Below are 26,170 nucleotides of genomic sequence, written 5' to 3' on the forward strand. Positions count from 1 at the left end.
GTAGCGAGGCTACGCGCCCGGCGCCGGGGGCCCACCTTGGAGTGGCCTTCCTCATACATCACGGCAACTTCATGCAATGGTCCCGCTACTCAGCGCTACGCTACTGAATATGAAGATCGCTTTCGTAGGGAAGGGCGGCAGCGGCAAGACCACGCTGTCCTCGCTCTTCATCCGCCACCTCGTCGCCAATGAGGCCCCCGTCCTCGCGGTGGACGCCGACATCAACCAGCACCTCGGGACCGCGCTGGGGCTCGATGAGACAGAAGCGGCCGCGCTGCCGGCGATGGGCGCGCACCTGCCGCTGATCAAGGAATATCTGCGCGGCTCCAACCCGCGGATCCCGTCCGCCGAGACGATGATCAAAACGACTCCACCGGGTGAGGGGTCACGGCTGCTGCGCGTCTGCGAGGACAACCCGGTCTACGAGGCGTGCGCCCGCCCCGTACACCTGGACGACGGCGACATCCGGCTGATGGCGACCGGTCCGTTCACCGAGTCCGACCTGGGGGTCGCCTGCTACCACTCGAAGGTCGGCGCGGTGGAGCTGTGCCTGAACCACCTGGTCGACGGGCCCGACGAGTACGTGGTCGTCGACATGACGGCCGGCTCGGACTCGTTCGCTTCCGGGATGTTCACCCGGTTCGACATGACGTTCCTGGTGGCCGAGCCGACCCGCAAGGGCGTCTCCGTCTACCGCCAGTACAAGGAGTACGCACGCGACTTCGGTGTCACGCTGAGGGTCGTCGGCAACAAGGTGCAGGGGATGGAGGATGTCGGCTTCCTGCGCGAGGAGATCGGCGACGACCTGCTCGTCACGGTCGGCCACTCGGACTGGGTCCGATCGATGGAGAAGGGCCGTCCGGCGCGCTTCGAGCTGCTGGAGGCGGAGAACCGGATGGCGTTGCAGTCGCTCCAGAACGCCGCGGAGGACTCGTACCGGCACCGTGACTGGGAGCGCTACACGCGCCAGATGGTGCACTTCCACCTGAAGAACGCGGAGAGCTGGGGCAACGCGAAGACGGGGGCCGACCTGGCGGCGCAGGTCGACCCCGGCTTCGTGCTCGGTGAGGGACTGGGCGCCGTTCAGCCCGCCTGACGGCGGGCGGCGGCGGGCGGTGAGGCGGCGCCGGAGGCCGGTGCCGCGGAAGGCCGGGCGGCGAGGAAGGCCGTCCAGCCGTCCTTCGGAGCCTCACCGACCTTCAGGGTGCGCAGTTTGGCCAGGACGACGGGGTCCTGTGCGTCCAGCCAGTCGGCGAGCTGCCGGAACGACACACACCGCACCTCACTGCGGACGCAGACGTTGGCGATCGTCTCCTCGATGGCCCGCATGTACGTGCCGCCGTTCCAGGACTCGAAGTGGTTGCCGATGATCAGGGGGGCGCGGTTGCCGTTGTACGCGCGGTCGAAGGCCTGGAGCATCCCGTCCCGGAACTGGTTGCCCCAGTACCTGTGCATGGAGGGCGCGCCCTTGGCGGTCCCCGACTGGTTGACCATGAAGTTGTAGTCCATGGACAGCGTCTCGAAGGACCGCCCCGGGATCGGGATCATCTGGAGCGAGAGGTCCCACAGGCCCTGGTCCTTTCCGGGCCAGACCTGGTTGTTGACGCCGCTGGTGTCGTAGCGCCAGCCGAGCTGGCTCGCGGCGCGTACGAAGTTGTCCCGGCCTTCCAGGCAGGGGGTGCGGGCGCCGATGAGTTCCGTGTCGTAGTCGAAGGGCAGCGGCTTCTCGGACGTCAGTCCGGAGTTCGTCTTCCAGTTCTTCACAAAGGACTTGGCCTGCGCGATCTCGCTCTTCCAGTCCTCGACCGACCAGGTGCCGACACCGCTCTCCGGGCCGCAGAAGTGGCCGTTGAAGTGCGTGCCGATCTCGTTGCCCTCCTGCCAGGCACCGCGCAGCTCGCGCACGGTGTCGCGGATGCCCTCCGTGTCGTTGAAGCCGATGTCGGAACGGCCGGGGGCGTGGCCGGGCGGGACGTACAGCGTCGACTTCTCCTCCGGCAGCAGATAGACGCCGCTGAGGAAGTACGTCATCGTCGCGCCGTACTTCTTGCCCACCTCGCGGAAGTGCGAGAAGAGCTTCTGGCTGTCCTCGCCTGCGCCGTCCCAGGAGAAGACCACGAACTGCGGGGGCTTCTCACCGGGCTTGAGGCGTTCCGGCTTGCGCAGCCCGGGCTGGGCGCCGGTGTAGGCGGTCGAGCCGTCGCCGATGAGCCGGACCGCGCTCTTGGGCGCTGCAACCCGCTTGGGGCCGGCCGCGCCCGCCTCGGCGGCCTCGTCGGAGGCGGTGCATCCGGCCAGCCCGGCCACCAGTACCGCCGCGATCCCGGCCGCGACGGCGACCGCGCCGGCGGGCCGCCGCCCGCCCGGGCCGGTCCTGCCCAGGCCCGTCCTGCCGGGGCCACCCCGGCCCCGGCCACCACTGTCCAGGCCACCCCGGCGCCCGCCGGCCCCGCCCAGAGCGGTGCCACCGGAAGCGGTCCCTCCCCGAGCGGCACCAACGGGACCCGCCCCGCCGAGCACGGTGACGACGGGAGCTGTTGCGCCGCTTGGGACCGTGCCGACGGCAGCCGTTGAGCCCGGGACGGTGCCAACGGGAGCGGCCCCGCCGAGGACCGTCTTGCTCAGGGCGGCTCCGCCCGGAGCGGTCGTGTCCGCGCGGCCCGTTCCCAGGGCGGTCACGTCCGCGCCCGCCACCGGAGCGGTCGTGTCCGCGCGGCCCGTTCCCAGGGCGGTCACGTCCGCTCGGCCGGCCACCGGAACGGTCGTGTCCGCTCGGCCCGGCCCCGAGGCGAAGGTCTCGGGCACGGCGATCCGCTGGGCGGCGCTCGTGCGGGAGGGGCTCTGTCGGACGGCGCCCGTGCGGGCGGCGCGCCCGTGCCTGCCGGTCTTCTTCGTGGCGGCCATCTTCCGCCCACCCTTCTCGTGGTCCACGGAGGTCTCTGCTGCGAGCACCGTCAACGTCGCACCACGGAAGGCGATGTGAAGATACGACAAGCCGTACTAGAACGACTAATCACCGAATGAGGTGAAACTTTGCCCCTTTTGCATCGAAAATAATGCCGGAGACTTTACTCTGCATTACGATCTGTTTACACAGAGTTGGCACACTCCCGCCGCTGCACGCCGTGACCCACGGCCGCGACCCCACGTTCGTTCGACCCGCACGTACCGCGACCGCGCTGCCCCGGAGGAGACGGGAACCCATGACTGCCTGCACCCCGGCCCGCACGGGCCTCACCGACCGTCCCGGCCGTACGTTCCGTGCCGCCGCGAGGCCCCGCTTCAAGCGGCCGCACAGCCCGCCGCCCTCCGGGGGCGGGCGCCGATTCCCGATCGCGGGTGCCGACCTCTCGGCCTCGATCGCGGTCTTCCTCATCGCGTTGCCGCTCTCGCTCGGCATCGCACTCGCCACCGGCGCGCCGCTCCAGGCCGGCCTCGTGGCCGCCGCCGTCGGCGGTATCGTCGCCGGCCGGCTCGGCGGCTCACCGCTTCAGGTCAGTGGGCCCGCCGCCGGGCTGACCCTGGTCACCGCCGAGCTCATCCAGAAGTACGGCTGGCTCACCACCTGCGCCATCACCGTCCTCGCGGGGCTCGCCCAACTCGCCCTGTCCGTGCTGCGGGTGGCCCGCTCGGCCCTCGTCGTGTCGCCGGCGATCGTGCACGGCATGGTGGCCGGCATCGGCGTCACCATCGCCCTCGCCCAGCTCCACGTCGTGCTCGGCGGTACGCCCCAGAGCTCCGCCGTGGACAACGTCCTCGGGCTGCCGTCACAGTTGGCCGACCTGCACACGGCCGCGGTGTCGGTGAGCGTGGTGACCGTCATCGTCCTGCTGGTGTGGCCGCGGCTCCCCGGGCGGGTGGGACGTGGCCTGCGGAAGGCGCCGGCCGCACTCGCCGCCGTGGCCGCCGCGACCGTCCTGGCCGTCGCCGCCGGGATCGGCGTACCCCGAGTGGACCTGCCCTCCTGGAGCAGCCACGCGCTCCCCGGGCTGCCGGACGGGCCCGTCCTGGGCATCGCGGTGGGCGTCCTGACCATCACGCTGGTCACCAGCGTCCAGTCGCTCCTGTCGGCCGTGGCCGTCGACAAGCTGGTGGCCGCCCGCAAGGACACGACGGTTCATGTGCCGCGTTCCAACCTCGACCGGGAGCTGGCCGGTCAGGGGGCCGCGAACATCGTCTCCGGCGCCCTCGGCGGGCTGCCGGTCGCGGGCGTCGCCGTACGGAGCGTGGCGAACGTGTCGGCGGGCGCGGTGAGCCGGCACTCCACGATGCTGCACGGCCTGTGGGTGATGCTGGCCGCCCTCGTCCTGGTGCCGCTCATCGACCTGATCCCGCTGCCCGCGCTCGCCGCACTGGTCATGGTCATCGGTATCCAGATGGTCAGCATCACCCACATCCGCAGCGTCACCCGCCACCGGGAGGTGCTGGTCTACGCCGTGACGGTGTCCGGGGTCGTCCTCATCGGGATCCTGGAGGGCGTGGCGCTCGGCATCGTCGTGGCCAGCGGTGTCGCCATGCACCGGCTGACCAGGACACGGATCACCAAGGAGACCAAGGGAGGCGTCGAGCACATCAAGGTCCGGGGGCAGTTGACCTTCCTGGCCGTGCCCCGGCTGAGCCGGGCACTGCACCAGGTTCCCCAGGGGGCGAGCGCCGTCGTCGAGTTGGACGGATCGTTCATGGACCACGCGGCCTACGAGACCTTGCAGGACTGGCAGATGTCCCATGTCGCCCGGGGCGGCCAGGTCGAGATGACCGGCCGCGCCGGAGTGCGGATCGCGGAGCCCGGCGCGGGCACGCACGCCTGCTGCCGCCCCTGGACGCCCTGGCGCAACCACCACTGCGGTGAACACCCGACGACCGAGCCCAAGCGGCACATGAAGGGCCATCAGCTGGCCAGTGGGCTCAGCTCCTTCCAGCGCAACACCGCTCCACTGGTCCGCGACGAGCTGGCCAGGCTCGCGCGCGAGGGCCAGCGGCCGTCGCAGCTCTTCCTGACGTGCGCCGACTCGCGGCTCGTCACCAGCATGATCACGGCCAGCGGCCCGGGCGACCTGTTCACCGTGCGCAACGTGGGCAATCTGGTGCCGCTGCCGGGCGGGGAGAGCGGGGACGACTCCGTGGCGGCCGCGATCGAGTACGCGGTGGAGGTGCTGCGCGTGCAGTCCATCACCGTGTGCGGGCACTCGGACTGCGGGGCGATGCAGACCCTGCTGAGCAGCAACGCGGACGCGTCCGAGCCCGCACCCCAGACGCCGCTGCGGCGCTGGCTCCGGCACGGGATGCCGAGCCTGGAGCGGATGAAGAACACGCACCGCACCTGGGCCCGGCTCTCCGGGGGCCCGTCCGGCGACAGCGCGGGGAGGCTGCCCGTCGATGCCGTCGAGCAGCTGTGCCTGACCAATGTGGTCCAGCAACTGGAGCATCTGAAGGCGTACGAAGCGGTGGCGCGGCGGCTCGCGGAGGGCACGCTGGAACTGCAGGGGATGTATTTCCACGTGGGTGAGGCGCAGGCCTATCTCCTGTCGGACGTCCGGGCGGGCGACACGCCTGGTGACGAGGAGGGCGCCCTCTTCCAGTGGGTGGCCCCGACCGCCCATCCGAAGTCGAGCCGTTCCTCCTCCTGCGTCTTCGACACGCCCGCCACCTCCTCCGTCCCCATGTCCCCCACCCCCCACTCGCCGGCCCGGCCGGCGCCCCGCCCGTCGCCCAAAGAAGGCGCGTCGGCCTGAGCTGCCCCCCGGGGCCGGTCGACGGCCACCTGAACCTCCGGCGGGCCGCATCCGTGAGGGTGGTCGGTGGCCCCTTCTCCCCACCGCCCGGGGAGGAGGGGTCACTTCACCACCTGGTCCCGTTCATCCCATCAGCCGATACCCGCACGACACACCGGCCAAGAGGTCTAAACCAATCCGCTGGAAGCTCTTGTCACCCGGGCATCTGGCTGATGAGCTATGGGCTGGGACACATCGGACGCCCCGGGAATGGGAGATGTCGTGAGCAACGAGAGCCTGGCCAACCTTCTGAAGGAGGAGCGGCGGTTCGCACCGCCCGCCGAGCTGGCTGCGAACGCCAATGTGACGGCGGCCGCGTACGAGCAGGCCGAGGCGGACAGGCTTGGCTTCTGGGCCGAGCAGGCACGCCGGCTCAGCTGGGCCACCGAGCCGACCGAGACCCTCGACTGGTCGAACCCGCCCTTCGCCAAATGGTTCGCCGACGGCAAGCTCAACGTGGCGTACAACTGCGTGGACCGGCACGTCGAGGCGGGGCACGGAGACCGCGTCGCCATCCATTTCGAGGGCGAGCCGGGCGACAGCCGGGCCATCACGTACGCCGAGCTCAAGGACGAGGTCTCCAAGGCGGCCAACGCGCTGACCGAACTGGGAGTCCGCAAGGGTGACCGGGTCGCGGTGTACATGCCGATGGTCCCGGAGGCCGCCGTCGCCATGCTGGCCTGTGCCCGAATCGGCGCCGCGCACTCCGTCGTCTTCGGGGGCTTCTCGGCCGACGCCGTCGCCTCCCGCATCCAGGACGCCGACGCCAAGCTGGTCATCACGGCCGACGGCGGCTACCGGCGCGGCAAGCCGTCCGCGCTCAAGCCGGCCATCGACGAGGCCGTCGCCAAGTGCCCGCAGGTGGAGCACGTACTGGTGGTGCGCCGCACCGGCCAGGACACCGCCTTCACCGAGGGCCGGGACGTCTGGTGGGACGACATCGTCGCCCGCCAGTCCACCGAGCACACCCCCGAGGCGTTCGACGCGGAGCACCCGCTCTTCATCCTCTACACGTCCGGTACGACGGGGAAGCCCAAGGGCATCCTGCACACCTCCGGCGGCTACCTCACCCAGGCGGCGTACACCCACCACGCGGTCTTCGACCTCAAGCCGGAGACCGACGTCTACTGGTGCACCGCCGACATCGGCTGGGTGACCGGCCACTCGTACATCGTGTACGGGCCGCTGGCCAACGGCGCGACGCAGGTGATGTACGAGGGCACGCCGGACACCCCGCACCAGGGCCGGTTCTGGGAGATCGTGCAGAAGTACGGCGTCACGATCCTCTACACCGCTCCCACCGCCATCCGCACGTTCATGAAGTGGGGCGACGACATCCCCGCCAAGTTCGACCTGTCGTCGCTGCGGGTGCTGGGCTCGGTCGGCGAGCCGATCAACCCCGAGGCGTGGATCTGGTACCGGGAGAACATCGGCGGCGGCAAGACCCCCATCGTGGACACCTGGTGGCAGACCGAGACCGGCGCGATGATGATCTCGCCGTTGCCGGGCGTCACCGAAACGAAGCCGGGTTCGGCGCAGCGACCCCTGCCGGGGATCTCCGCCACCGTCGTCGACGACGAGGCGAACGAGGTCCCCAACGGCGGAGGAGGATACCTGGTCCTCACCGAGCCGTGGCCCTCGATGCTGCGCACCATCTGGGGCGACGACCAGCGGTTCATCGACACCTACTGGTCCCGGTTCGAGGGCAAGTACTTCGCGGGTGACGGCGCCAAGAAGGACGACGACGGGGACATCTGGCTGCTCGGGCGCGTGGACGACGTGATGCTGGTGTCCGGCCACAACATCTCCACGACCGAGGTGGAGTCCGCGCTCGTGTCGCACCCGAAGGTCGCCGAGGCGGCGGTCGTGGGCGCGGCCGACGAGACGACCGGTCAGGCGATCGTGGCGTTCGTGATCCTGCGCGGCACGGCCAGTGAGGACGACACTCTCGTCGCCGACCTGCGCAATCACGTGGGCGCGACGCTCGGCCCCATCGCCAAGCCCAAGCGCATCCTTCCGGTGGCCGAGCTGCCCAAGACGCGTTCCGGCAAGATCATGCGCCGGCTGCTGCGCGACGTCGCGGAGAACCGCCAGCTGGGTGACGTCACCACGCTCACGGACTCGTCCGTCATGGATCTGATCCAGTCCCAGCTGCCGACGGCCTCCAGCGAGGACTGACCGGGCTCGGTCGCCCCGAAGAGGGCATCCGGCGCGTCGCGCCGGATGCCCTCTTCGCACATAAAGTGGCATTCGCCGGATCTGCCCTTGCGTACACCGGGTACGGTAGGAGCCGCGTCAAAAAACGAACACAGGTCTCATGGTGCGCCGGGAAGTCTGGTCGGCAATGCGTTTCGTCATGCCCGCCGAACCGACCGGAGGTCCGCCACCGTGGCCGCGCCCGAGCCCACCGCCCCCCGCGACCCCAGCACCCCGCCCGCGTCCAGCGCGCGGCGCACGTTCCTCGCCCGCCTCTCGCTCCCCGAGCGGACGTACGTCGCGGACGCGTTGCGCGCCGAGACGGTCGGCGGTGTCCTGCTGCTGCTCGCGGCCGTCGCCGCCCTCCTCTGGGCGAACACCCCGATCAGCGGCAGTTACGAGTCCGTACGCGACTTCCACGTGGGCCCGGCCGCCCTCGGCCTCGACCTGTCCCTCCAGCACTGGGCGGCCGACGGACTGCTGGCCGTCTTCTTCTTCGTCGCGGGCATCGAACTCAAGCGCGAGCTCGTCGCGGGAGAGCTGCGCGACCCGAAGGCGGCCGCCCTGCCGGTGATCGCCGCACTCTGCGGCATGATCGCCCCCGCCCTGGTCTACACGCTGGTCAATGTCGGCGGGGGCGGCTCGATGGACGGCTGGGCGGTCCCGACCGCCACCGACATCGCCTTCGCACTCGCCGTCCTCGCGGTCATCGGCACCTCACTGCCGTCCGCGCTCCGCGCCTTCCTCCTCACGCTGGCCGTCGTCGACGACCTGTTCGCCATCCTGATCATCGCGGTCTTCTTCACCAACGACCTGAACTTCGCGGCGCTCGGCGGCGCCTTCGCTGGCCTGGTCGTCTTCTGGGTGCTGCTGCGCACGGGCGTGCGCGGCTGGTACGTGTACGTCCCGCTCGCCCTGGTGATCTGGGGCCTGATGTACAACAGCGGCGTCCACGCCACCATCGCCGGCGTCGCCATGGGCCTGATGCTGCGCTGCACCCGCCGCGACGGCGAGGACCACTCCCCGGGCGAGCACATCGAGCACCTGGTGCGGCCCCTGTCGGCCGGATTCGCGGTACCGCTCTTCGCGCTGTTCTCGGCGGGCGTCTCCATCAGTGGCGGTGCGCTGGCCGATGTCTTCACCAGGCCGGAGACCCTCGGTGTGGTGCTGGGCCTGGTGGTGGGCAAGGCCTTCGGCATCTTCGGTGGTACGTGGCTGGCGGCCCGCTTCACCAGGGCGGAGCTCAACAAGGACCTGACCTGGGCGGACCTGTTCGCCGTCGCCACCCTCGCGGGCATCGGCTTCACCGTATCGCTGCTGATCGGCGAGCTCGCCTTCGCGGGGAACCCGGGGTTGACCGACCAGGTCAAGGCGGCGGTCCTGATGGGCTCGCTCATCGCCGCCGTACTCGCCGCGATCCTGCTGAAGCTGCGGGTGCGCAAGTACCACGCGCTGCTCGCGGAGGAGGAGCGGGACGACGACATGGACGGCATTCCGGACGTGTACGAGGAGCACACCCCGGCGTACCACCTGCGCATGGCGGAGATCCACGAGAAAAAGGCAACCGAGCACCGACGACTCGCCGAGGCGGCCGCCGCGACCGACGAGGCCCGGACGGCTCACGGGGCCGAAGTGGCGGGGGGATCGCGCACAGACGGCGACCGTCCGGCATGATCTGAGGTCGGACTGTAGGAGAGAAGAGGGAGCGAGTCGATGAGCTACCCCGCCGACAATGGTGGACCTGGTGCGGAGCGCAGTCTCGGCCAGCTGGTCGCCTCGGCGACCGCCGAGATGTCCGCGCTGGTGCACGACGAGATCGCGCTGGCCAAGGCCGAACTGCGACAGGACGTCAAGCGCGGCGTGATGGGCGGTGCGGCCATCAGCGTCGCGGGTGTCTTCGCGCTCTTCTCGCTTCCCGTACTGAGCTTCGCCGCGGCGTACGGCATCCACAACCTCGGGCTCGGGCTCGCCTGGTCCTTCCTGATCGTCGGTGGCGCCTACCTGGTGCTGGCGGGGCTGCTGGCGCTGCTCGCGGTGACCAAGTTCAAGAAGGTCAAGCCGCCGGAGCGGTCCATCGCGTCGGCCAAGCGGACGGCCGCCGTGCTCGGCAACGCCAAGCCGCATCCCCGTGAGGCCGCCGGGCGTCCGATTCGTCCCGCCCTTCCGGTCAAGGACGAGGCCGAGGTTGTGGCACGCTCGTCTGCATGACCGTCCCTGAGAGCAACACCGGCAGTCCCGTACGGATCGATGGTCCCTGGACACATCGTGACGTGGCGGCCAATGGGGCGCGCTTCCATATCGCCGAGATGGGCGACGGTCCGCTGGTGTTGCTGCTGCACGGCTTCCCGCAGTTCTGGTGGACGTGGCGGCACCAGTTGCCCGCGCTCGCCGACGCCGGGTTCCGGGCGGTCGCGATGGACCTGCGGGGCGTGGGCGGCAGCGACCGTACGCCTCGAGGTTACGACCCGGCGAACCTGGCGCTCGACATCACGGGCGTGGTGCGGTCGCTCGGCGAGCCGGACGCGGCGCTGGTCGGGCACGACCTGGGCGGGTACCTGGCGTGGACGGCGGCGGTCATGCGGCCGAAGCTGGTGCGCCGGCTGGCGGTCTCGTCGATGCCGCACCCGCGGCGGTGGCGTTCGGCGATGCTGGCGGACTTCTCGCAGTCACGCGCCGGGTCGTACGTCTGGGGCTTCCAGCGGCCGTGGCTGCCTGAGCGTCAGCTCGTCGCGGATGACGCGGCGTTGGTGGGGCGGCTGATCCGCGACTGGTCGGGACCGGGCCAGGAGCCGGGTGAGGACACGATCGACGTGTACCGGCGCGCGATGACGATCCCGTCGACGGCGCACTGCTCGATCGAGCCGTACCGGTGGATGGTGCGGTCGCTGGCCCGCCCGGACGGGATCCAGTTCAACCGCCGTATGAAGCGCCCGGTGCGGGTTCCGACGCTGCACCTGCACGGCTCGATGGACCCTGCGATGCGGACGCGCAGCGCGGCGGGTTCGGGCGAGTACGTGGAAGCTCCGTACCGGTGGCGGCTGTTCGACGGCCTGGGCCACTTCCCCCATGAGGAGGATCCGGTGGCGTTCTCCACGGAACTCATCAACTGGCTGAAGGACCCCGAGCCGGACCGGTGACCGCCCGCTGTGTCCCGCCGCCACATGTGGGACGGTCACACCGTTGCACGACGAACAGATTGTATGACGAACAGCCAATTGCCCGGCGCATAGGCCAATTGGCGGCCTCCAAGGCGGTTACCGACCTTGGGGCCCGGGCAAACGTCGGGGTATGGGCTGGACGCACGACTACGCTGACTCAGCACGGAACCGCCGCTCGGCCTCTGCGCCGATCCCCTCGAGGAGCGGCCCGCCTCCCGGCCAGGGGCCGGACCCCCGACTCGGGATCCCCCGTATCCTCCGCCGCCGGGCCCGCTGGGTCTCGGCGCGCCTCCGGCATACGCGCGGCTAGGCACGGCTGGGCGCGGCTGGACAGGGTCGCGCCCGGCCCGCCTGGCCCCACCCACTGAGCAGGCCCGCACAAGGACGCGCCGGCACCGGCAGGCCCACCCCGTCACGGCTCCCTCCGGCGACCCCGGCACGTACGCGGCGCCGGCGGCTCCGGCACGTGCGGGGCGCGTCGCGCCAGGGCCCCGGCACGTGCAAGGCCCCGTCGCGACCTTGGCACCGCACCGGCACGGCTCCCGCACGTGCGAGGCCTCGGCAGGCTCCGGCACGTGCTGGGGCCCGACACCGCACCGGCACGCGCTCGCCCCCGGCGACCCCGGCACGGCAGCGGCACCGCACCGGCACGGGCGGGCGCGGGCGCCCGCCCGTCAGAGGGCGCAGCCCTGGCTGTCGACCTGCTGGTTGGCGGTCCGGCCGAGCTCGATGTCCTGGCGGATCTCGTCGGCCGTCAGGGCGTAGCCGGTGTTCGGGTCGTCCAGCGACCTCGCGAAGATCACCCCGTACACCCTGCCGTCCGCCGTGAGCAGCGGGCCGCCGGAGTTGCCCTGGCGGACCGTCGCGTACAGCGAGTACACATCGCGGCGCACCTCGCCGCGGTGGTAGATGTCCGGGCCGTCGGCGTTGATCCGACCACGCACGCGCGCCGAGCGGACGTCGTACGCGCCGTTCTCCGGGAAGCCCGCGACGATCGCGCTGTCACCGCTGCGCGCGTCCGCGTCCGTGAACCGGAGGGGCTTCGCCTCCAGGTCCGGTACGTCCAGGACGGCGATGTCGCGCTGCCAGTCGTAGAGGACGACCTTCGCGTCGTACTTCCTGCCCTCGCCCCCTATCTGGACGGTCGGCTCGTCGACTCCGCCGACGACATGCGCATTGGTCATGACGCGGCGCTCGGCGAAGACGAAGCCGGTGCCTTCGAGGACCTTCCCGCAGCTCGGCGCCGTGCCGACGACCTTGACGATGGAGCTCTTGGCGCGGGCGGCCACCGGGCTGCCCGCGAGCGCCGGGTCGGGGGCCCGGACCTCGGTGATCGGCTCGTTGGCGAACGGGCTGAAGACCTGCGGGAAGCCGTTCTGCGCCAGTACGGAGGAGAAGTCGGCGAACCAGGTGGAGGCCTCGGCGGGCATCACCCGGGAGACGCCGAGCAGCACCTTGGAATTGCGGACCTCCTTGCCGAGGGTGGGCAGGGACGTACCGGCCAGGGCAGAGCCGATCAGCCAGGCGACCAGCAGCATGGCCACCACGTTGACCAGGGCGCCGCCGGTGGCGTCCAGCGCGCGGGCGGGCGACCAAGTGATGTGACGGCGCAGCTTGTTGCCGAGGTGGGTGGTGAAGGCCTGGCCCACCGAGGCGCAGACGATCACGACGACGACCGCGACGATCGCGGCGGTCGTCGACACCTTGGCGTCGTCCGTCAGCGGCCCCCAGACGAGCGGGAGGAGATAGACCGCGACGAGGCCGCCGCCGAGGAAACCGATCACCGACAGGATGCCGACGACGAATCCTTGGCGGTACCCGACGATCGCGAACCACACGGCGGCGACCAGCAGCAGAATGTCCAGCACGTTCACCGTCATTAGCCTCGCAGATTCGTCTCCGGTCGCCCCACCCGCCCCGTTCGGCCCTGAGGGGCCGCCGGAGCACAGCGTCAGCCTGTCATGAGCGCCAGTCGAGCGGGACCTGCTTCTCCCGGTCCCAGGGTCGCTCCCAGCCGGCGAAGTGGAGGATCCGGTCGATCACCCCGGCGGTGAAGCCCCAGACCAGAGCCGATTCGACCAGAAATGCCGGACCGCGGTGCCCACTGGGGTGGACGGTCGTGGCCCGGTTGGCCGGATCCGTGAGATCCGCCACGGGCACCGTGAAGACCCGGGCGGTCTCGGCCGGATCGACGGCCCGGAACGGGCTCGGTGAGCGCCACCAGCCGAGGACGGGCGCCACGACGAAGCCGCTGACGGGGATGTACAGCCGGGGCAGCACGCCGAAGATCTGTACGCCGGAGGGATCGAGGCCCGTCTCCTCCTCGGCCTCACGCAGCGCGGCGCGCAACAGCCCGTCGGCCTCGGGGTCGCCGTCCTCGGGGTCGAGGGCGCCGCCGGGGAAGGACAGCTGTCCGGCGTGCGAGCGGAGGCTGCCGGCCCGCTCCATGAGCAACAGCTCGGGGCCGCGGTCGCCCTCGCCGAAGAGGATGAGCACGGCGGACTGGCGGCCACCGCGCTCGGGCGGCAGGAACCGGCTGAGCTGCTCGGGCGCCACGGTCCGCGCCGCCCGCGCGACCGGCTCCAGCCAATCGGGCAGCCCCTCCTCGGTCACGGCGACCTGCGCCGGCCGGCCGGGTCCGAGGGCGGTCTGCTGCGGGTGGGGAGCAGCGGCGGCACGGGAGGGGGCGGGGGCGGTGCCACGGGGGTGGGCGGGGACGGCCGGTTCCACCTGGGCGGGGGCGAGCGGAGCCCTGCGCTCCGGGTGGGGGGCGGGGCTCTCCGGGTGGGTGGCGGGGCGGTGGGGGGTGCGGGGGGCAGTGGGTTCGATGCCGGGTGACGGGGTTGGCCGGGCACCGGCCGGCGGCGCCGGGCGGTTGGTCCCGCGGTTGTACGTGTGTTCTTCAGCGCGCGTCATAGGCACCCCCGGCTTCCCAACGCGTTTCACCCACTGATTCGTTCCGTCACTCGTCACCGGTACCCAGGGGCGCCGCCGGGCGGCCCGGGTAGTCCGGGGGCGGGGCCAGGCGCTGGCCCGGGTAGCCACCCATTTCGTACTTGAGGAGCTTCTTCGCCTTCTCCGGGTCCGTCTCGCCCTCCCCGTACGCCGGGCAGAGCGGTGCGATCGGGCAGGCGCCGCAGGCGGGCTTGCGGGAGTGGCAGATGCGGCGGCCGTGGAACACCACCCGGTGGGAGAGCATGGTCCACTCCGACTTGGGGAAGATCGCGCAGATCTCCGCCTCGACCTTCTCCGGGTCCTCCTGCTCGGTCCACTTCCACCGCCGGACCAGCCGGCCGAAGTGGGTGTCCACGGTGATGCCCGGGACGCCGAAGGCGTTGCCCAGGACCACGTTCGCCGTCTTGCGGCCCACGCCCGGCAGCCTCACCAGGTCCTCCAGCCGGCCGGGTACCTGACCGCCGAAGTCGTCCCGCAGAGCCGCGGACAGGCCCAGCAGGGACTTGGCCTTGGCGCGGAAGAAGCCGGTCGGCCGGATGATCTCCTCCAGCTGCTCAGGAACCGCCGCCGCCATGTCCTCGGGCGTCGGGTACTTCGCGAACAGCGCGGGGGTCGTCTGGTTGACCCGCAGGTCGGTCGTCTGGGCCGACAGCACGGTCGCGACGAGCAGCTCGAAGGGGTTGCGGAAGTCGAGCTCGGGATGGGCGTACGGATAGACCTCGGCCAGCTCTCGGTTGATCCTGCGGGCGCGGCGCACCATCGCCAGATGCGATTCCGGCTTCCAGGGCCGCGGCGCCTTCTGCGGCGCGGTGTCGGCCTTGGCGGCCTTGACGACCTTGGCCGCCGCCTTGCCGGTCACGGCGGGCTTCGCCGCCCCCGCGGACTTCGTCGCTCCGGCGGTCTTCACCGTCCCGGCGGTCGCGGCCCCCTTGGCCGCCCTGACCGTCTTGGCTGCCTTTGCCGTCTTGGCCGCCTTGGCCGCCTTCGTCGGTTTGTCCACTTTTGCGGCTTCCTTCGGCGCGGGCGACACGTGTTCGCCCACAGCGGAATTCTGTTCCCCGGACACTCTCCCGGCCCCCTCGACCTGCGCTCTCACCGGCGAATTGGACACCCGGCCAGCCTAAGCGCCACCGCTGACATTCGCCCCGGCCCTGGTCGATCACGCCCCAATGGGGGCCCTGCCGTACGGACACGCGTACCAGTGCGTCAAACTTGTTGTGATTGATCGCACTGTTTTACCGTCCGGCATCATGGGACCCAATGTCCCTGAGCAGGTCGACATAGGAGAGAACTCGTGGACGACGTTCTGCGGCGCGCCCCGCTCTTCGCGGCGCTCGATGACGAGCAGGCCGCGGAGCTCCGCGCCTCGATGAGTGAAGTGACGCTCGCCCGTGGCGACGCGCTCTTCCACGAGGGCGACCCGGGCGACCGGCTCTACGTGGTCACCGAGGGCAAGGTGAAGCTCCACCGCACGTCCCCCGACGGGCGCGAGAACATGCTCGCCGTCCTCGGTCCCGGCGAGCTGATCGGCGAGCTGTCCCTCTTCGACCCGGGCCCGCGTACCGCCACCGCGACCGCCCTGACCGAGGTCAAGCTCCTCGGCCTCGGCCACAGCGACCTCCAGCCCTGGCTGAACGCCCGCCCCGAGGTCGCCACCGCCCTGCTGCGCGCTGTCGCCCGCCGCCTGCGCAAGACCAACGACCAGATGTCCGACCTGGTCTTCTCCGACGTACCGGGCCGCGTCGCCCGGGCGCTCCTGGACCTGTCGCGCCGCTTCGGCGTGCAGTCGGAGGAGGGCATCCACGTCGTGCACGACCTGACCCAGGAGGAGCTGGCCCAGCTCGTCGGCGCCTCCCGCGAGACGGTCAACAAGGCCCTCGCCGACTTCGCGGGCCGCGGCTGGCTGCGCCTGGAGGCGCGCGCCGTGATCCTGCTGGACGTCGAGCGGCTCGCCAAGCGCTCGCGCTAGTACGCACCGCCTACGTGGAAGGGCCGCCCCGGGAACACCGGGGCGGCCCTTCGCCGTCCGCGTACGTCAGTTCTTCGTGCCGTCGACGATCAGCGGGTTGCCGTTGCCGCCGCCGCACGGCACCGCGTACACCGGGTTCTTCGCGGCCACCTCCTTGAAGGCGTCGATGCACTGGTTCAGCAGGACCTTGTCGCTCAGCGAGTTGTTGAGGATCTTGTTGGCCCGGGCGATGCCCTCCGCCTCGATCCGGCGCCGCTCCGCCTCCGCCTTCGCCGTACGGGCGGCCTCGGTCGCCCGTTCGGTGGCCTGCTGCTGCTGGATCTTGCGGTCGATCTGGTTCTGGAGCTGGTCGGACGGCTTCACGTTCCGCAGGTTCACGGTCGTCACGTCGATGCCGCGCGGCGCCAGCCGCTCCTTGATCAGATCGCCGATCTCGGTGTTGATCTGCTCGCGGGCGGTGGCGTAGCCCTCCTCGCTCGTGTGGCGGGCGAAGACGTTACGGATGATCTCCCGGCTGTCCGGGAAGACCAGCCGCTGCTGGATCGCCTCCTCGCTGCCGGCCAGCTTGTACAGCTCGACCGCCTTGGCCGGGGTGACCGCCCACTTCACGGTCACCTCCACGTACATCACGCCGCCCTGCGAGGAACGGACCTCGACGACGTCCTTGTCGGAGAGGTTCAGGTCGACCGGGCGCGTGGAGAAGGTGGTGACGTTGGTGAACGGCGAGGTGAGGTTCATGCCGGACGTCATGGGCGCGCCGACCTTGCCGAAGGTCACGGGGACGCCGACCTCGTACGCGCTGATCACGTGTACGCAGCTGGTCACGGCGGCGAACAGGCCGGCGATCAGCGCACCGGCCGAGCCGAGCTTGAGGCCCCGGCGTTCGGTGCCGCGCGCGACGAAGAACAGCACCGCGGCGGCGATGAGCAACAGGATGGACAGGACGAACACGGAAGATCCCCCCAGGGACGGAGCACAGAAGTAAGCGGAGCGTAAAGCATGGGCCTGCGCCGGTTCCCCCCCGCAGGCGGACCCGCCCCCGCTCCCCTCCCCTCCCCTCCGCTCCCTCCCTCCCTCAGATCAAGCCGTGCTCGGTCAGGTACTCCAGCTGCGCCCGCACCGACAGCTCGGCCGCCGGCCACAGGGACCGGTCCACGTCCGCGTACACGTGCGCGACGACCTCCGCGGCCGTCCGGTGGCCGTTCTCGACGGCCGTCTCCACCTGGGCGAGCCGGGAGGCGCGGTGGGCCAGGTAGTACTCGACCGCCCCCTGGGCGTCCTCCAGGACCGGGCCGTGGCCCGGCAGCACGGTGTGGACGCCGTCGTCGACCGTCAGCGAGCGCAGCCGCCGCAGGGAGTCCAGGTAGTCGCCGAGCCGCCCGTCGGGGTGCGCCACCATCGTCGTACCCCGCCCCAGGATGGTGTCGCCCGTGAGCACCGCCCGGTCGGCCGGCAGGTGGAAGCTGAGCGAGTCGGCGGTGTGCCCCGGGGTCGGTACGACGCGCAGCTCCAGGCCACCGACCTCGACGGCCCTCCCGGCCTTCAGCCCCTCGTCACCCAGCCGCAGCGCCGGGTCCAGCGCGCGCACGGCCGTTCCCGTCAGCTCGGCGAACCGCCCCGCGCCCTCGGCGTGGTCGGGGTGCCCGTGCGTCAGGAGGGTCAGCGCGACGCGCTTGCCAAGCTGGTCGGCCGTCTCGATCACCCGCCGCAGATGCGTCTCGTCCAGCGGGCCCGGGTCGACCACGACGGCGAGCGGCGAGTCCGGCTCGGAGAGGATCCAGGTGTTCGTGCCGTCGAGCGTCATCGCGGACGGGTTGGGCGCGAGGACGTTGACGGCGCGTTCCGTCGCCGGGCCGGAGACCACGGCCCCGCGCGGCTGCCCGGGAAGCGCGGCGGCGTCGGTCATGCGCGCGCACCTCCTCCCGTGCCGACCCTCTTCGTGAACTCCTCGTGCCCCGGCCAGCTCAGCACCACCTCGCCGCCCTCCAGACGCGCCTGAGCCAGTACGGGGCCGAGGTCCTGGTCCCCGGCCCCCTCCAGCGCCTCGGCGGACGTCCCGTACCGCTCCAGGGCCCTCAGCGTGGCGATCGTCGGCGGCATCATGAGCAGCTCGCCCCGGTCGTAGCCCGCAGCCGCGTCCGCCGGGCGGATCCAGACGGTACGGTCGGCCTCCGTCGAGGCGTTGGAGGCCCGCTGCCCGGCCGGGAGGGCGGCCACGAAGAACCACGTGTCGTAGCGGCGCGGCTCGAACTCCGGGGTGATCCAGCGCGCCCAGGCGCCCAGCAGGTCGGAGCGGAGCACCAGGCCCCGCCGGTCCAGGAAGTCCGCGAACGCCAGCTCACGGGCCACCAGGGCCGCCCTGTCGGCCTCCCAGTCGTCGCCCCGCGTGTCGGCGACGACCGAGTCGGCGGTCGGGCCCGCGAGCAGGACGCCGGACTCCTCGAACGTCTCGCGCACCGCCGCGCACACGATGGCCTGCGCCTCGGCCGCCTCCGCGACCCCGAGCCGGGCCGCCCACTCGGCGGGTGACGGGCCCGCCCAGCGCACCGGGTGCTCGTCGCGCGGGTCGACGCCGCCACCCGGATAGGCGTACGCGCCGCCCGCGAAGGCCATGGACGTACGCCGGCGCACCATGTGCACCTCGGGCCCATCGGCGCCGTCCCTCAGCAGCAGGACGGTCGCGGCCCGTCTCGGGGCCACGACCGTGAGCGTGCCGTCGGCGAGCGCACGGATGCGGTCGGGCCACTCCGGGGGGTACCACTGACCATTGGGCATGGCCGGATGCTATGCGCATCCGCCGAGATGTTCGAGAGGAAAGGTGGCTACGGCAACGGCCCCGCACCCACCCGGGGCACGGGGCCGTACAGCAGCAGGGCGCTCAGTCCTCCGGGACCAGCTCCACCTGGATCTCCACCTCGACCGGCGCGTCCAGCGGAAGCACCGCGACGCCCACGGCGCTGCGCGCGTGCACGCCCTTGTCGCCCAGCACCTCGCCCAGCAGCTCACTGGCGCCGTTGAGGACGGCAGGCTGCCCGGTGAAGTCCGACGCCGAGGCGACGAATCCGACGACCTTCACGACCCGGGCGATCCGGTCCAGGTCCCCGGCGACCGACTTCACGGCGGCCAGCGCGTTGAGCGCGCAGATCCGCGCGAGCTTCTTGGCCTCCTCCGGGGTGACCTCGCCGCCCACCTTGCCGGTGACCGGAAGCTTGCCGTCCACCATCGGAAGCTGACCCGCCGTGTACACGTACACGCCCGACCGGACCGCCGGCTGGTACGACGCCAGCGGCGGCACCACGTCCGGAAGGGTCAGGCCGAGTTCGGCGAGCGTCGCCTCCACACGGCCGGTCACGGCTTCTCCCGCTTCAGGTACGCCACGAGCTGCTCGGGGTTGTTCGGCCCGGGGACGACCTGGACGAGCTCCCAGCCGTCCTCGCCCCAGGTGTCCAGAATCTGCTTGGTCGCGTGCACGAGAAGGGGCACGGTCGCGTATTCCCACTTGGTCATGGGGCCGACTGTAGCCGCTGCCGAAGGCAGCCTCCTGCGTAGCCCAGGACCCGACTGGTTAGGCTCGAATACGTGAGCAGGCTCCAGGTCGTCAGCGGCAAGGGCGGTACCGGTAAGACGACGGTCGCCGCCGCCCTCGCGCTCGCCCTCGCGACCGAGGGCAAGCGGACCCTCCTCGTGGAGGTCGAGGGCAGGCAGGGCATCGCACAACTCTTCGAGACGGAGGCGCTTCCCTACGAGGAGCGGAAGATCGCCGTCGCGCCGGGCGGCGGCGAGGTGTACGCGCTGGCCATCGACGCCGAGCGCGCGCTCCTCGACTACCTCCAGATGTTCTACAAGCTCGGCTCGGCGGGCCGCGCCCTCAAGAAGCTGGGCGCCATCGACTTCGCCACCACCATCGCGCCGGGCGTACGGGACGTCCTGCTGACCGGCAAGGCGTGCGAGGCGGTACGCCGCCGGGAGAAACACGGGGGGTTCGTGTACGACTACGTCGTCATGGACGCCCCTCCTACCGGCCGCATCACCCGCTTCCTGAACGTCAACGACGAGGTGGCGGGCCTGGCCAAGATCGGTCCGATACACAATCAGGCCCACGCGGTGATGCGGGTCCTGAAGTCCCCCGAGACGGCCGTCCACCTGGTGACGCTGCTGGAGGAGATGCCGGTTCAGGAGACCGCCGACGGTATCGCCGAGCTGCGCGAGGCCGACCTCCCGGTGGGTGGAGTGGTGGTCAACATGGTCCGCCCGCACGTCCTGGACGAGGACGCGGTACGGGCGGCGGCGGGCGACCACCGCAAGGACATCACCAAGGCTCTCGCCGCGGCGGGCATCAGCGGTTCGACCCGGCTGGTCGGTCCGCTCCTGGACCAGGCCGTCGAGCACGCCCAGCGGGTGGAGCTGGAGCGGGAGCAGCGGGAGGCGCTGGCGAAGCTTCAGGTCCCGACGTACGAACTGCCCTTCCTGGGCGAAGGGGCGGACATCGCCGGTCTCTACCGGCTGGCCAAGGAACTGAGGAAGCTCGGGGTGGGCGCATGACTCTCGAAGAGGCTCCCGGCCTGGAGGTCGACCCGCTGCTCGCCGACCCGGCGACGCGCATCATCGTGTGCTGCGGCGCGGGCGGCGTCGGCAAGACGACGACGGCGGCCGCCCTGGGCGTACGGGCGGCGGAGCGCGGCCGCAAGGTCGTCGTCCTGACGATCGACCCGGCCCGCAGGCTCGCCCAGTCGATGGGCATCGACCAGTTGGACAACGTTCCGCGACGGGTCGACGGCATCAAGGGCGGCGGCGAACTCCACGCCATGATGCTCGACATGAAGCGCACCTTCGACGAGATCGTCGAGGGGCACGCGGAGCCGGCGCGGGCGGCCGCCATTCTCGGCAACCCCTTCTACCAGTCCCTGTCGGCCGGATTCGCGGGCACGCAGGAGTACATGGCCATGGAGAAGCTGGGCCAGCTGCGGGCACGCGAGGAGTGGGACCTGATCGTGGTCGACACCCCGCCGTCCCGTTCGGCGCTGGACTTCCTGGACGCGCCGAAGCGGCTGGGGTCGTTCCTGGACGGGAAGTTCATCAGGATGCTGATGGCGCCGGCGAAGGTGGGCGGCCGGGCGGGGATGAAGTTCCTGAATGTCGGCATGTCGATGATGACGGGCACCCTGGGCAAGCTGCTGGGGGGTCAGCTGCTGCGGGACGTACAGACCTTCGTGGCGGCGATGGACACCATGTTCGGCGGCTTCCGTACCCGGGCGGACGCCACGTACCGGCTCCTTCAGGCGCCGGGCACGGCGTTCCTGGTGGTGGCCGCGCCGGAGCGGGACGCGCTGCGGGAGGCGGCGTACTTCGTGGAGCGGCTGGCGGCGGAGCGGATGCCGCTGGCCGGGCTGGTGCTCAACCGGGTGCACAGCAGCGGGGCCGTCCGGCTGTCCGCCGAGCGGGCACTGGCCGCGGCGGAAAATCTTGAAGAGGGCCGCATTGTGGATCAGGGGGCCGGGAAGACTGGTGTTCGTGGCCCCGAGGCCACCTCTCCCGAGCCCGAGGCCCCCGAAACCCCAGCAGCAAGCACCGACATCGCGGCCGGTGTCACCACCGCCACGTCGCCCGCCGTCGCGGAACTGACCGCGGGTCTGCTTCGCCTGCACGCCGAACGGATGCAGGTGCTCGCGCGGGAACAGCGCACGCGCGACCGTTTCACCGCACTCCACCCCGAGGTGGCGGTCACGGAAGTACCCGCGCTCCCCGGTGACGTGCACGACTTGGCGGGCCTCCGCGCCATCGGCGACCTGCTGGCGGAAGGGCACCGCTGATTCCGTAGGGACCGGCTTGCGCCTGTCCCACTGCTACCTGGCTACCTGGCCTATCCCACTGCCGCGTAGGTCTCGTACGTCTCGTCGTCGTCCAGCGCGACGGGCAGGATGCCCGCGCTCCGCTCGTACTCCGTTCGCGCGGTCTCCAGCAGCCGGCGCCATGAGGTGACGGTCGGCCGACGGCGCAGCAGCGCGCGGCGCTCACGCTCCGTCATACCGCCCCACACGCCGAACTCGACGCGGTTGTCCAGCGCGTCGGCCAGGCACTCCGTACGCACCGGGCACCCGGTACACACGGCCTTGGCCCTGTTCTGCGCCGCTCCTTGTACGAACAGTTCATCCGGATCGGTAGTGCGGCAGGCGGCCTGCGCACTCCAGTCAGCTACCCAGCCCATACCGGCGCCGTCCTCTCCCGAATCGAGGCTCCCCCACGGCGGCAGCGGCATATTCACCGCTACCAGTTGAGGACGTTACGGAAGGTGGGCACAGCGCAACACCCCCTTCGGGCCCAATCTTGAATGGTCCGAACGGACTATGCGTACGCGGCAGATCACCCAGGGGAGTGAGCGATAGACATGCGTAACAATTGGCGCAGTGCGGGGCGTTCTGGGTGAGCCACAAAGGGCACGGGCTGACGCATGAGGGGGAAACGGACACGGTCCGGCGCGGCTCGGGAACGCGCGGGGTCATGCCGGGGAGCAACTGCTGTGACAGTTGTGACTAGCTTAGGCCAAGGCCTGTCCGTGTGTCCGGAAAACGCGCAGGGAGACTCCTCGGACCGGGCACCCGCCCCCGGCTTTCCTGATCTGCGTGCCGGGATGCGGCCCCCAGGTCCGAGCCGGGGACCAACCGGGGGACGAACTGAGGACGAGACCCCCGTTGACGGCGCGCTGCCGGAGCCCGAGGTGCCACGCGCCGGCGCCCGGCCCGGGCTCACCGGTCAGCACCGGGCCCTGGGCAGGTCTCGATGAGGTGCAGCAGCGGCCGGGCCACGCCGTAGCAGTCGTCCGGGCCGGAGCGCCCATGTCACAACCTGGTACGCGAACCTCCCGTAACCCACCCGCTCCCTCGGAACGCCACCACTGACGGATTAGGCTTCACCCATGCCAAAGAAGCGCTCGGGCGGTGGCCTGACCCGGACCCAGCAGGCCGCCAAGTTCGTCGGTGTCAGCGTGCTCGCCGGAGCCGTCATGGCGGGCATCGCCCTGCCCGCCGCGGGAGCGCTGGGGCTCGCGGCGAAGGGCACGGTCCAGGGGTTCGACGAGATCCCGGCCAATCTCAAGCGCCCCCCGCTGAGCCAGCGCACCACGATCCTGGACTCGCAGGGCGGCCAGATCGCCACGGTCTACTCCCGTGACCGCACGGTCGTGGACCTGAAGGACATCTCCCCCTACATGCAGAAGGCGATCGTCGCGATCGAGGACTCGCGCTTCTACGAGCACGGCGCCATCGACCTCAAAGGCGTACTGCGCGCGCTCAACCGCAACGCCCAGTCGGGCGGGGTCACGCAGGGCGCCTCGACGCTGACCCAGCAGTATGTGAAGAACGTCTTCGTGGAGGAGGCCGGCGACGACCCCGACAAGGTCGCCGAGGCCACCCAGCAGACCCTCGGCCGCAAGATCCAGGAGCTGAAGTACGCGATCCAGGTCGAGGAGGAGCTCGGGAAGAAGAAGATCCTCGAGAACTACCTCAACATCACCTTCTTCGGGCAGCAGGCGTACGGCATCGAGGCCGCGTCCCAGCGCTACTTCTCCAAGCCGGCCAAGGACCTCACCCTGGAGGAGTCGGCGATGCTGGCCGGCATCGTCCAGTCGCCGAGCCGCTACGACCCGGTCAACGACGTGCAGGAGGCCACCAAGCGCCGCAACGTCGTCCTGTCGCGCATGGCCGCCGTCGGTGACATCAGCCAGGCGGAGGCGGAGCGCGCGAAGGCCACGCCGATCAAGCTTCAGGTCAGCAAGCCGAAGAACGGCTGCATCACCGCCGTCGACGGCGCCGGTTTCTTCTGCGACTACGTACGCGAGGTCTTCCTCTCCGACCCGGTCTTCGGCGAGGACCGCGAGGAACGCAGCAAGATCTGGAACCGCGGCGGGCTGACCATCAAGACCACGCTCGACCCGCAGGCACAGAAGGCGGCGCAGGAGTCGATCAAGAACCACGTCTACCAGACGGACAAGGTCGCCACGGCGGTGACGATGGTCCAGCCGGGCACCGGGAAGATCCTTGCGATGGGTCAGTCCAGGCCTTACGGCTTCGGGAAGAACGAAACCCAGATCAACTACTCCGTCAACAAGCGCATGGGCGGCTCGAACTTCGGCTTCCCGGTCGGTTCGACGTTCAAGCCCTTCGTGGCGGCGGCCGCCCTGGAGCAGGGCAAGCCGCCGACGCAGGTGTACTCGTCGCCGTACCAGATGCCGTACCCGTCGTCGGTGTCGACGTGCAGCGGAAAGCCCTGGGTCAACCAGGGGGACAAGGTGGAGAACGAGAACGAGTCGGAGGTCGGCCCGTACGCGCTCAAGGACGCGATGGCCCAGTCGGTCAACACGTACTTCGTACAGATGATCGGCGAAATCGGGATGTGCCCGGTCGTGGAGATGACCAACAAGCTGGGCGTGGTGCAGGGCAATGACGCGAAGATGCCCGAGGTGCCCGCGATCTCGCTCGGCTCGAAGGGCATCTCGCCGCTGAACATGGCCAACGCGTACGCGACGTTCGCCAACCGCGGCACGTACTGCACACCGACCGCCATCGAGTCCATCAAGACGGCGGACGGCAAGAGCCTGGAAGTCCCGAAGACCAGTTGCACCAAGGCGATGTCGGAGCGGACGGCCGACACCATCAACTCCCTGCTGCGCGACGTCATCGACTCCGGTACGGGTGAGAAGGCCGGCCTGACCAGCCGCGACAACGCGGGCAAGACGGGTACGACGGACGCCCGCAAGAACGCCTGGTTCGTCGGCTACACCCCGAACCTGTCGGGCGCCGTGTGGGTGGGCAGCCCGAGCCAGGACGTCGAGATGTTCTCCATCAGGATCGGTGGCCAGTACCACGACAAGGTCTTCGGTGGTGAGGTACCGGGCCCGATCTGGCGGGACGCCATGACCGGCGCTCTGGAGGGCCGCGAGGCGCCCGACTTCGTCGGCGTCCACATCCCCGAGGCCCCGAAGGACGGCAAGGGCAAGCCCGGGGACAACAAGCCGGGTGACAACAAGCCGGGCGGCGGCAACGGCGGCGGTGACAACGGCAAGCCGGGCGGCGACGACCCCTGGGGCGGCATCACCATCCCGCCGGACCTGATCGGCGGCGGCAACCAGCGCGGCAACGGCAATGGCGGCGGCTGGCGCTGACGCTCAGCGCTCGCGCTCATGACGAACAAGGGCGCCCCACCGGGAATCCGGCGGGGCGCCCTTTTCGGTGCTCGTACACATACGGCGACCCGACGGTCCCGGCCCACCACAGCGAGCGGGTGCGGGGCCGTGCCCGGTCTCAGCCGGCCAGGAGCTGCTTGACCACCGCGGCGACGCGGCCACCCTCGGCTCGGCCGGCGACCTTCGGGTTGACGATCTTCATCACGGCGCCCATCGCGCGCGGGCCCTCGGCGCCGGCGGCCTTGGCCTCCTCGACCGCCTGGGCGACGATCTGCTCCAGCTCGTCGTCGCCGAGCTGCTTGGGCAGGTACGCGTCGAGGATGACGCCCTCGGCCTTCTCACGCTCGGCCTGCTCGGCACGGCCGCCCTGCCCGAAGGCCTCGGCCGCCTCGCGGCGCTTCTTCGCCTCCTTGGCGATCACCTTCTGCACCTCGTCGTCGGAGAGCTCGCGCTTCTCCTTGCCCGCGACCTCCTCCTTGGTGATGGCGGCGAGGGTCAGCCGGAGCGTCGAGGAGCGCAGCTCGTCGCGCTCCTTGATCGCGGCGTTGAGGTCTTCCTGCAGCTTGGACTTGAGCGTGGTCATGCGGACAAGTGTGGCAGGTGCGATGACCTGCACGCCCGCGCATTTCCCGCGCCCCCGCCGTTCTGGGACGATGGCCGTATGCGCGCGCGATACGGAGTTCCCCTGAAAGTCACCGCAGGAATCGCAGCGGTCGGCGCGGCCGGTCTGGCCTACGCCGCCGGGTTCGAGGCCCGCTCCTTCCGGCTGCGCCGGATCACCGTCCCCGTACTGCCGCATGGGACGCGGCCGTTGCGGATGCTTCAGGTCTCGGACATCCACATGGTGAGCGGTCAGCACAAGAAGCGGGCGTGGCTCCAGTCGCTCGCCGGGCTGCGCCCGGACTTCGTGGTGAACACCGGCGACAACCTCTCCGACCCGAAT

Annotated in this window: 22 protein-coding genes and 1 pseudogene; 12 read left to right on the forward strand and 11 right to left on the reverse strand. The window is 70.7% G+C overall.

All coding sequences use genetic code 11. From position 1 onward, the window contains the following. Positions 1 to 109: 109 nt before the first annotated feature. Positions 110 to 1,096, forward strand: coding sequence for an ATP-binding protein (locus tag ABT360_RS21050; RefSeq protein WP_351818485.1), 987 nt, complete (start codon positions 110 to 112; stop codon positions 1,094 to 1,096). On the opposite strand, the gene ABT360_RS21055 is transcribed toward ABT360_RS21050, so the two are convergent. Then, positions 1,084 to 2,382, reverse strand: coding sequence for a hypothetical protein (locus tag ABT360_RS21055; RefSeq protein ID WP_351818533.1), 1,299 nt, complete (start codon positions 2,380 to 2,382; stop codon positions 1,084 to 1,086). The two genes, ABT360_RS21050 and ABT360_RS21055, sit on opposite strands and share 13 nt — an antisense overlap. Positions 2,383 to 3,203: 821 nt before the next feature. Between ABT360_RS21055 and ABT360_RS21060 the strand changes: the two genes are divergently transcribed. The 6 genes from ABT360_RS21060 to ABT360_RS21085 all read left to right on the forward strand — a co-directional run bounded on the left by ABT360_RS21060 (position 3,204) and on the right by ABT360_RS21085 (position 11,435). After that, positions 3,204 to 5,732: a bifunctional SulP family inorganic anion transporter/carbonic anhydrase gene (locus ABT360_RS21060; RefSeq protein ID WP_351818488.1), complete on the forward strand. Its 2,529-nt coding sequence runs from the start codon at positions 3,204 to 3,206 to the stop codon at positions 5,730 to 5,732. Between the two features lie 261 nt (positions 5,733 to 5,993). After that, on the forward strand, positions 5,994 to 7,949 hold the full coding sequence (gene acs / locus ABT360_RS21065) for an acetate--CoA ligase (RefSeq protein WP_351818491.1): 1,956 nt from the start codon (positions 5,994 to 5,996) through the stop codon (positions 7,947 to 7,949). Between the two features lie 210 nt (positions 7,950 to 8,159). Next, positions 8,160 to 9,641, forward strand: coding sequence for a Na+/H+ antiporter NhaA (nhaA, locus tag ABT360_RS21070; RefSeq protein WP_351818494.1), 1,482 nt, complete (start codon positions 8,160 to 8,162; stop codon positions 9,639 to 9,641). Between the two features lie 39 nt (positions 9,642 to 9,680). Beyond that, a complete protein-coding gene (locus tag ABT360_RS21075; protein ID WP_351818497.1) occupies positions 9,681 to 10,175 on the forward strand; it encodes a phage holin family protein in 495 nt (164 codons plus the stop codon). After that, positions 10,172 to 11,104, forward strand: a complete 933-nt coding sequence (locus tag ABT360_RS21080) for an alpha/beta fold hydrolase (protein WP_351818499.1) — start codon at positions 10,172 to 10,174, stop codon at positions 11,102 to 11,104. Before ABT360_RS21075 ends, ABT360_RS21080 begins: the two co-directional genes overlap by 4 nt. Before the next feature lie 151 nt (positions 11,105 to 11,255). Beyond that, entirely contained in the window at positions 11,256 to 11,435 is a 180-nt protein-coding gene (locus ABT360_RS21085) for a hypothetical protein (RefSeq protein ID WP_351818501.1), read from the forward strand. A gap of 364 nt (positions 11,436 to 11,799) precedes the next feature. Here ABT360_RS21085 and ABT360_RS21090 read toward each other — a convergent pair whose 3' ends face one another. The 3 genes from ABT360_RS21090 to nth form a co-directional block, all read right to left on the reverse strand. Beyond that, the gene (locus tag ABT360_RS21090) at positions 11,800 to 12,999 is read right to left on the reverse strand and encodes a MarP family serine protease (protein ID WP_351818504.1); all 1,200 of its coding nucleotides are present in this window, start codon (positions 12,997 to 12,999) and stop codon (positions 11,800 to 11,802) included. An 85-nt stretch (positions 13,000 to 13,084) separates the two neighbouring features. Beyond that, positions 13,085 to 13,738 carry an NUDIX hydrolase gene (locus ABT360_RS21095; RefSeq protein ID WP_351818536.1) on the reverse strand — a complete coding sequence of 218 codons (654 nt, stop codon included), beginning with the start codon at positions 13,736 to 13,738 and terminating at the stop codon, positions 13,085 to 13,087. A gap of 349 nt (positions 13,739 to 14,087) precedes the next feature. Continuing rightward, a complete protein-coding gene (gene nth / locus ABT360_RS21100; RefSeq protein WP_444852291.1) occupies positions 14,088 to 14,987 on the reverse strand; it encodes an endonuclease III in 900 nt (299 codons plus the stop codon). 387 nt (positions 14,988 to 15,374) lie between these two features. Here nth and ABT360_RS21105 point away from each other — a divergent pair, with 387 nt between their 5' ends. Continuing rightward, entirely contained in the window at positions 15,375 to 16,049 is a 675-nt protein-coding gene (locus ABT360_RS21105; protein ID WP_073756902.1) for a Crp/Fnr family transcriptional regulator, read from the forward strand. 66 nt (positions 16,050 to 16,115) lie between these two features. On the opposite strand, the gene ABT360_RS21110 is transcribed toward ABT360_RS21105, so the two are convergent. The 5 genes from ABT360_RS21110 to ABT360_RS21130 all read right to left on the reverse strand — a co-directional run bounded on the left by ABT360_RS21110 (position 16,116) and on the right by ABT360_RS21130 (position 19,556). Next, on the reverse strand, positions 16,116 to 17,000 hold the full coding sequence (locus tag ABT360_RS21110) for a prohibitin family protein (RefSeq protein ID WP_351818509.1): 885 nt from the start codon (positions 16,998 to 17,000) through the stop codon (positions 16,116 to 16,118). 124 nt (positions 17,001 to 17,124) lie between these two features. Further along, positions 17,125 to 17,955, reverse strand: coding sequence for an MBL fold metallo-hydrolase (locus ABT360_RS21115; protein WP_351818511.1), 831 nt, complete (start codon positions 17,953 to 17,955; stop codon positions 17,125 to 17,127). Beyond that, positions 17,952 to 18,824, reverse strand: coding sequence for an NUDIX hydrolase (locus ABT360_RS21120; protein WP_351818514.1), 873 nt, complete (start codon positions 18,822 to 18,824; stop codon positions 17,952 to 17,954). The genes ABT360_RS21115 and ABT360_RS21120 overlap by 4 nt, the downstream gene beginning before the upstream one ends. Positions 18,825 to 18,927: 103 nt before the next feature. Continuing rightward, positions 18,928 to 19,401 carry a RidA family protein gene (locus tag ABT360_RS21125; protein WP_351818517.1) on the reverse strand — a complete coding sequence of 158 codons (474 nt, stop codon included), beginning with the start codon at positions 19,399 to 19,401 and terminating at the stop codon, positions 18,928 to 18,930. Then, positions 19,398 to 19,556 (reverse strand): DUF4177 domain-containing protein, encoded by a 159-nt coding sequence (locus ABT360_RS21130; protein WP_019992579.1) that lies wholly within the window; start codon positions 19,554 to 19,556, stop codon positions 19,398 to 19,400. Before ABT360_RS21130 ends, ABT360_RS21125 begins: the two co-directional genes overlap by 4 nt. Positions 19,557 to 19,628: 72 nt before the next feature. On the opposite strand from ABT360_RS21130, the gene ABT360_RS21135 reads away from it, so the two are divergent. Next, positions 19,629 to 20,591, forward strand: a complete 963-nt coding sequence (locus tag ABT360_RS21135; RefSeq protein WP_351818521.1) for an ArsA family ATPase — start codon at positions 19,629 to 19,631, stop codon at positions 20,589 to 20,591. Then, positions 20,588 to 21,859: an ArsA family ATPase gene (locus tag ABT360_RS21140; RefSeq protein ID WP_351818524.1), complete on the forward strand. Its 1,272-nt coding sequence runs from the start codon at positions 20,588 to 20,590 to the stop codon at positions 21,857 to 21,859. The genes ABT360_RS21135 and ABT360_RS21140 overlap by 4 nt, the downstream gene beginning before the upstream one ends. Before the next feature lie 50 nt (positions 21,860 to 21,909). Here the strand turns inward: ABT360_RS21140 and ABT360_RS21145 are convergent, their stop codons facing one another. Continuing rightward, positions 21,910 to 22,254, reverse strand: coding sequence for a WhiB family transcriptional regulator (locus tag ABT360_RS21145; RefSeq protein ID WP_058940833.1), 345 nt, complete (start codon positions 22,252 to 22,254; stop codon positions 21,910 to 21,912). 708 nt (positions 22,255 to 22,962) lie between these two features. Here ABT360_RS21145 and ABT360_RS21150 point away from each other — a divergent pair. Beyond that, a complete protein-coding gene (locus ABT360_RS21150; RefSeq protein ID WP_351818527.1) occupies positions 22,963 to 25,206 on the forward strand; it encodes a transglycosylase domain-containing protein in 2,244 nt (747 codons plus the stop codon). Between the two features lie 139 nt (positions 25,207 to 25,345). Here ABT360_RS21150 and ABT360_RS21155 read toward each other — a convergent pair whose 3' ends face one another. Then, complete coding sequence (locus ABT360_RS21155; RefSeq protein ID WP_351818530.1) at positions 25,346 to 25,810, reverse strand: GatB/YqeY domain-containing protein; 465 nt, start codon at positions 25,808 to 25,810, stop codon at positions 25,346 to 25,348. Between the two features lie 78 nt (positions 25,811 to 25,888). Here ABT360_RS21155 and ABT360_RS21160 point away from each other — a divergent pair. Next, a pseudogene (locus ABT360_RS21160) lies at positions 25,889 to 26,170 on the forward strand (metallophosphoesterase); the annotation flags it as partial.

It is taken from the genome of Streptomyces sp. NPDC000229, assembly GCF_040300825.1.
Classification (GTDB): domain Bacteria; phylum Actinomycetota; class Actinomycetes; order Streptomycetales; family Streptomycetaceae; genus Streptomyces.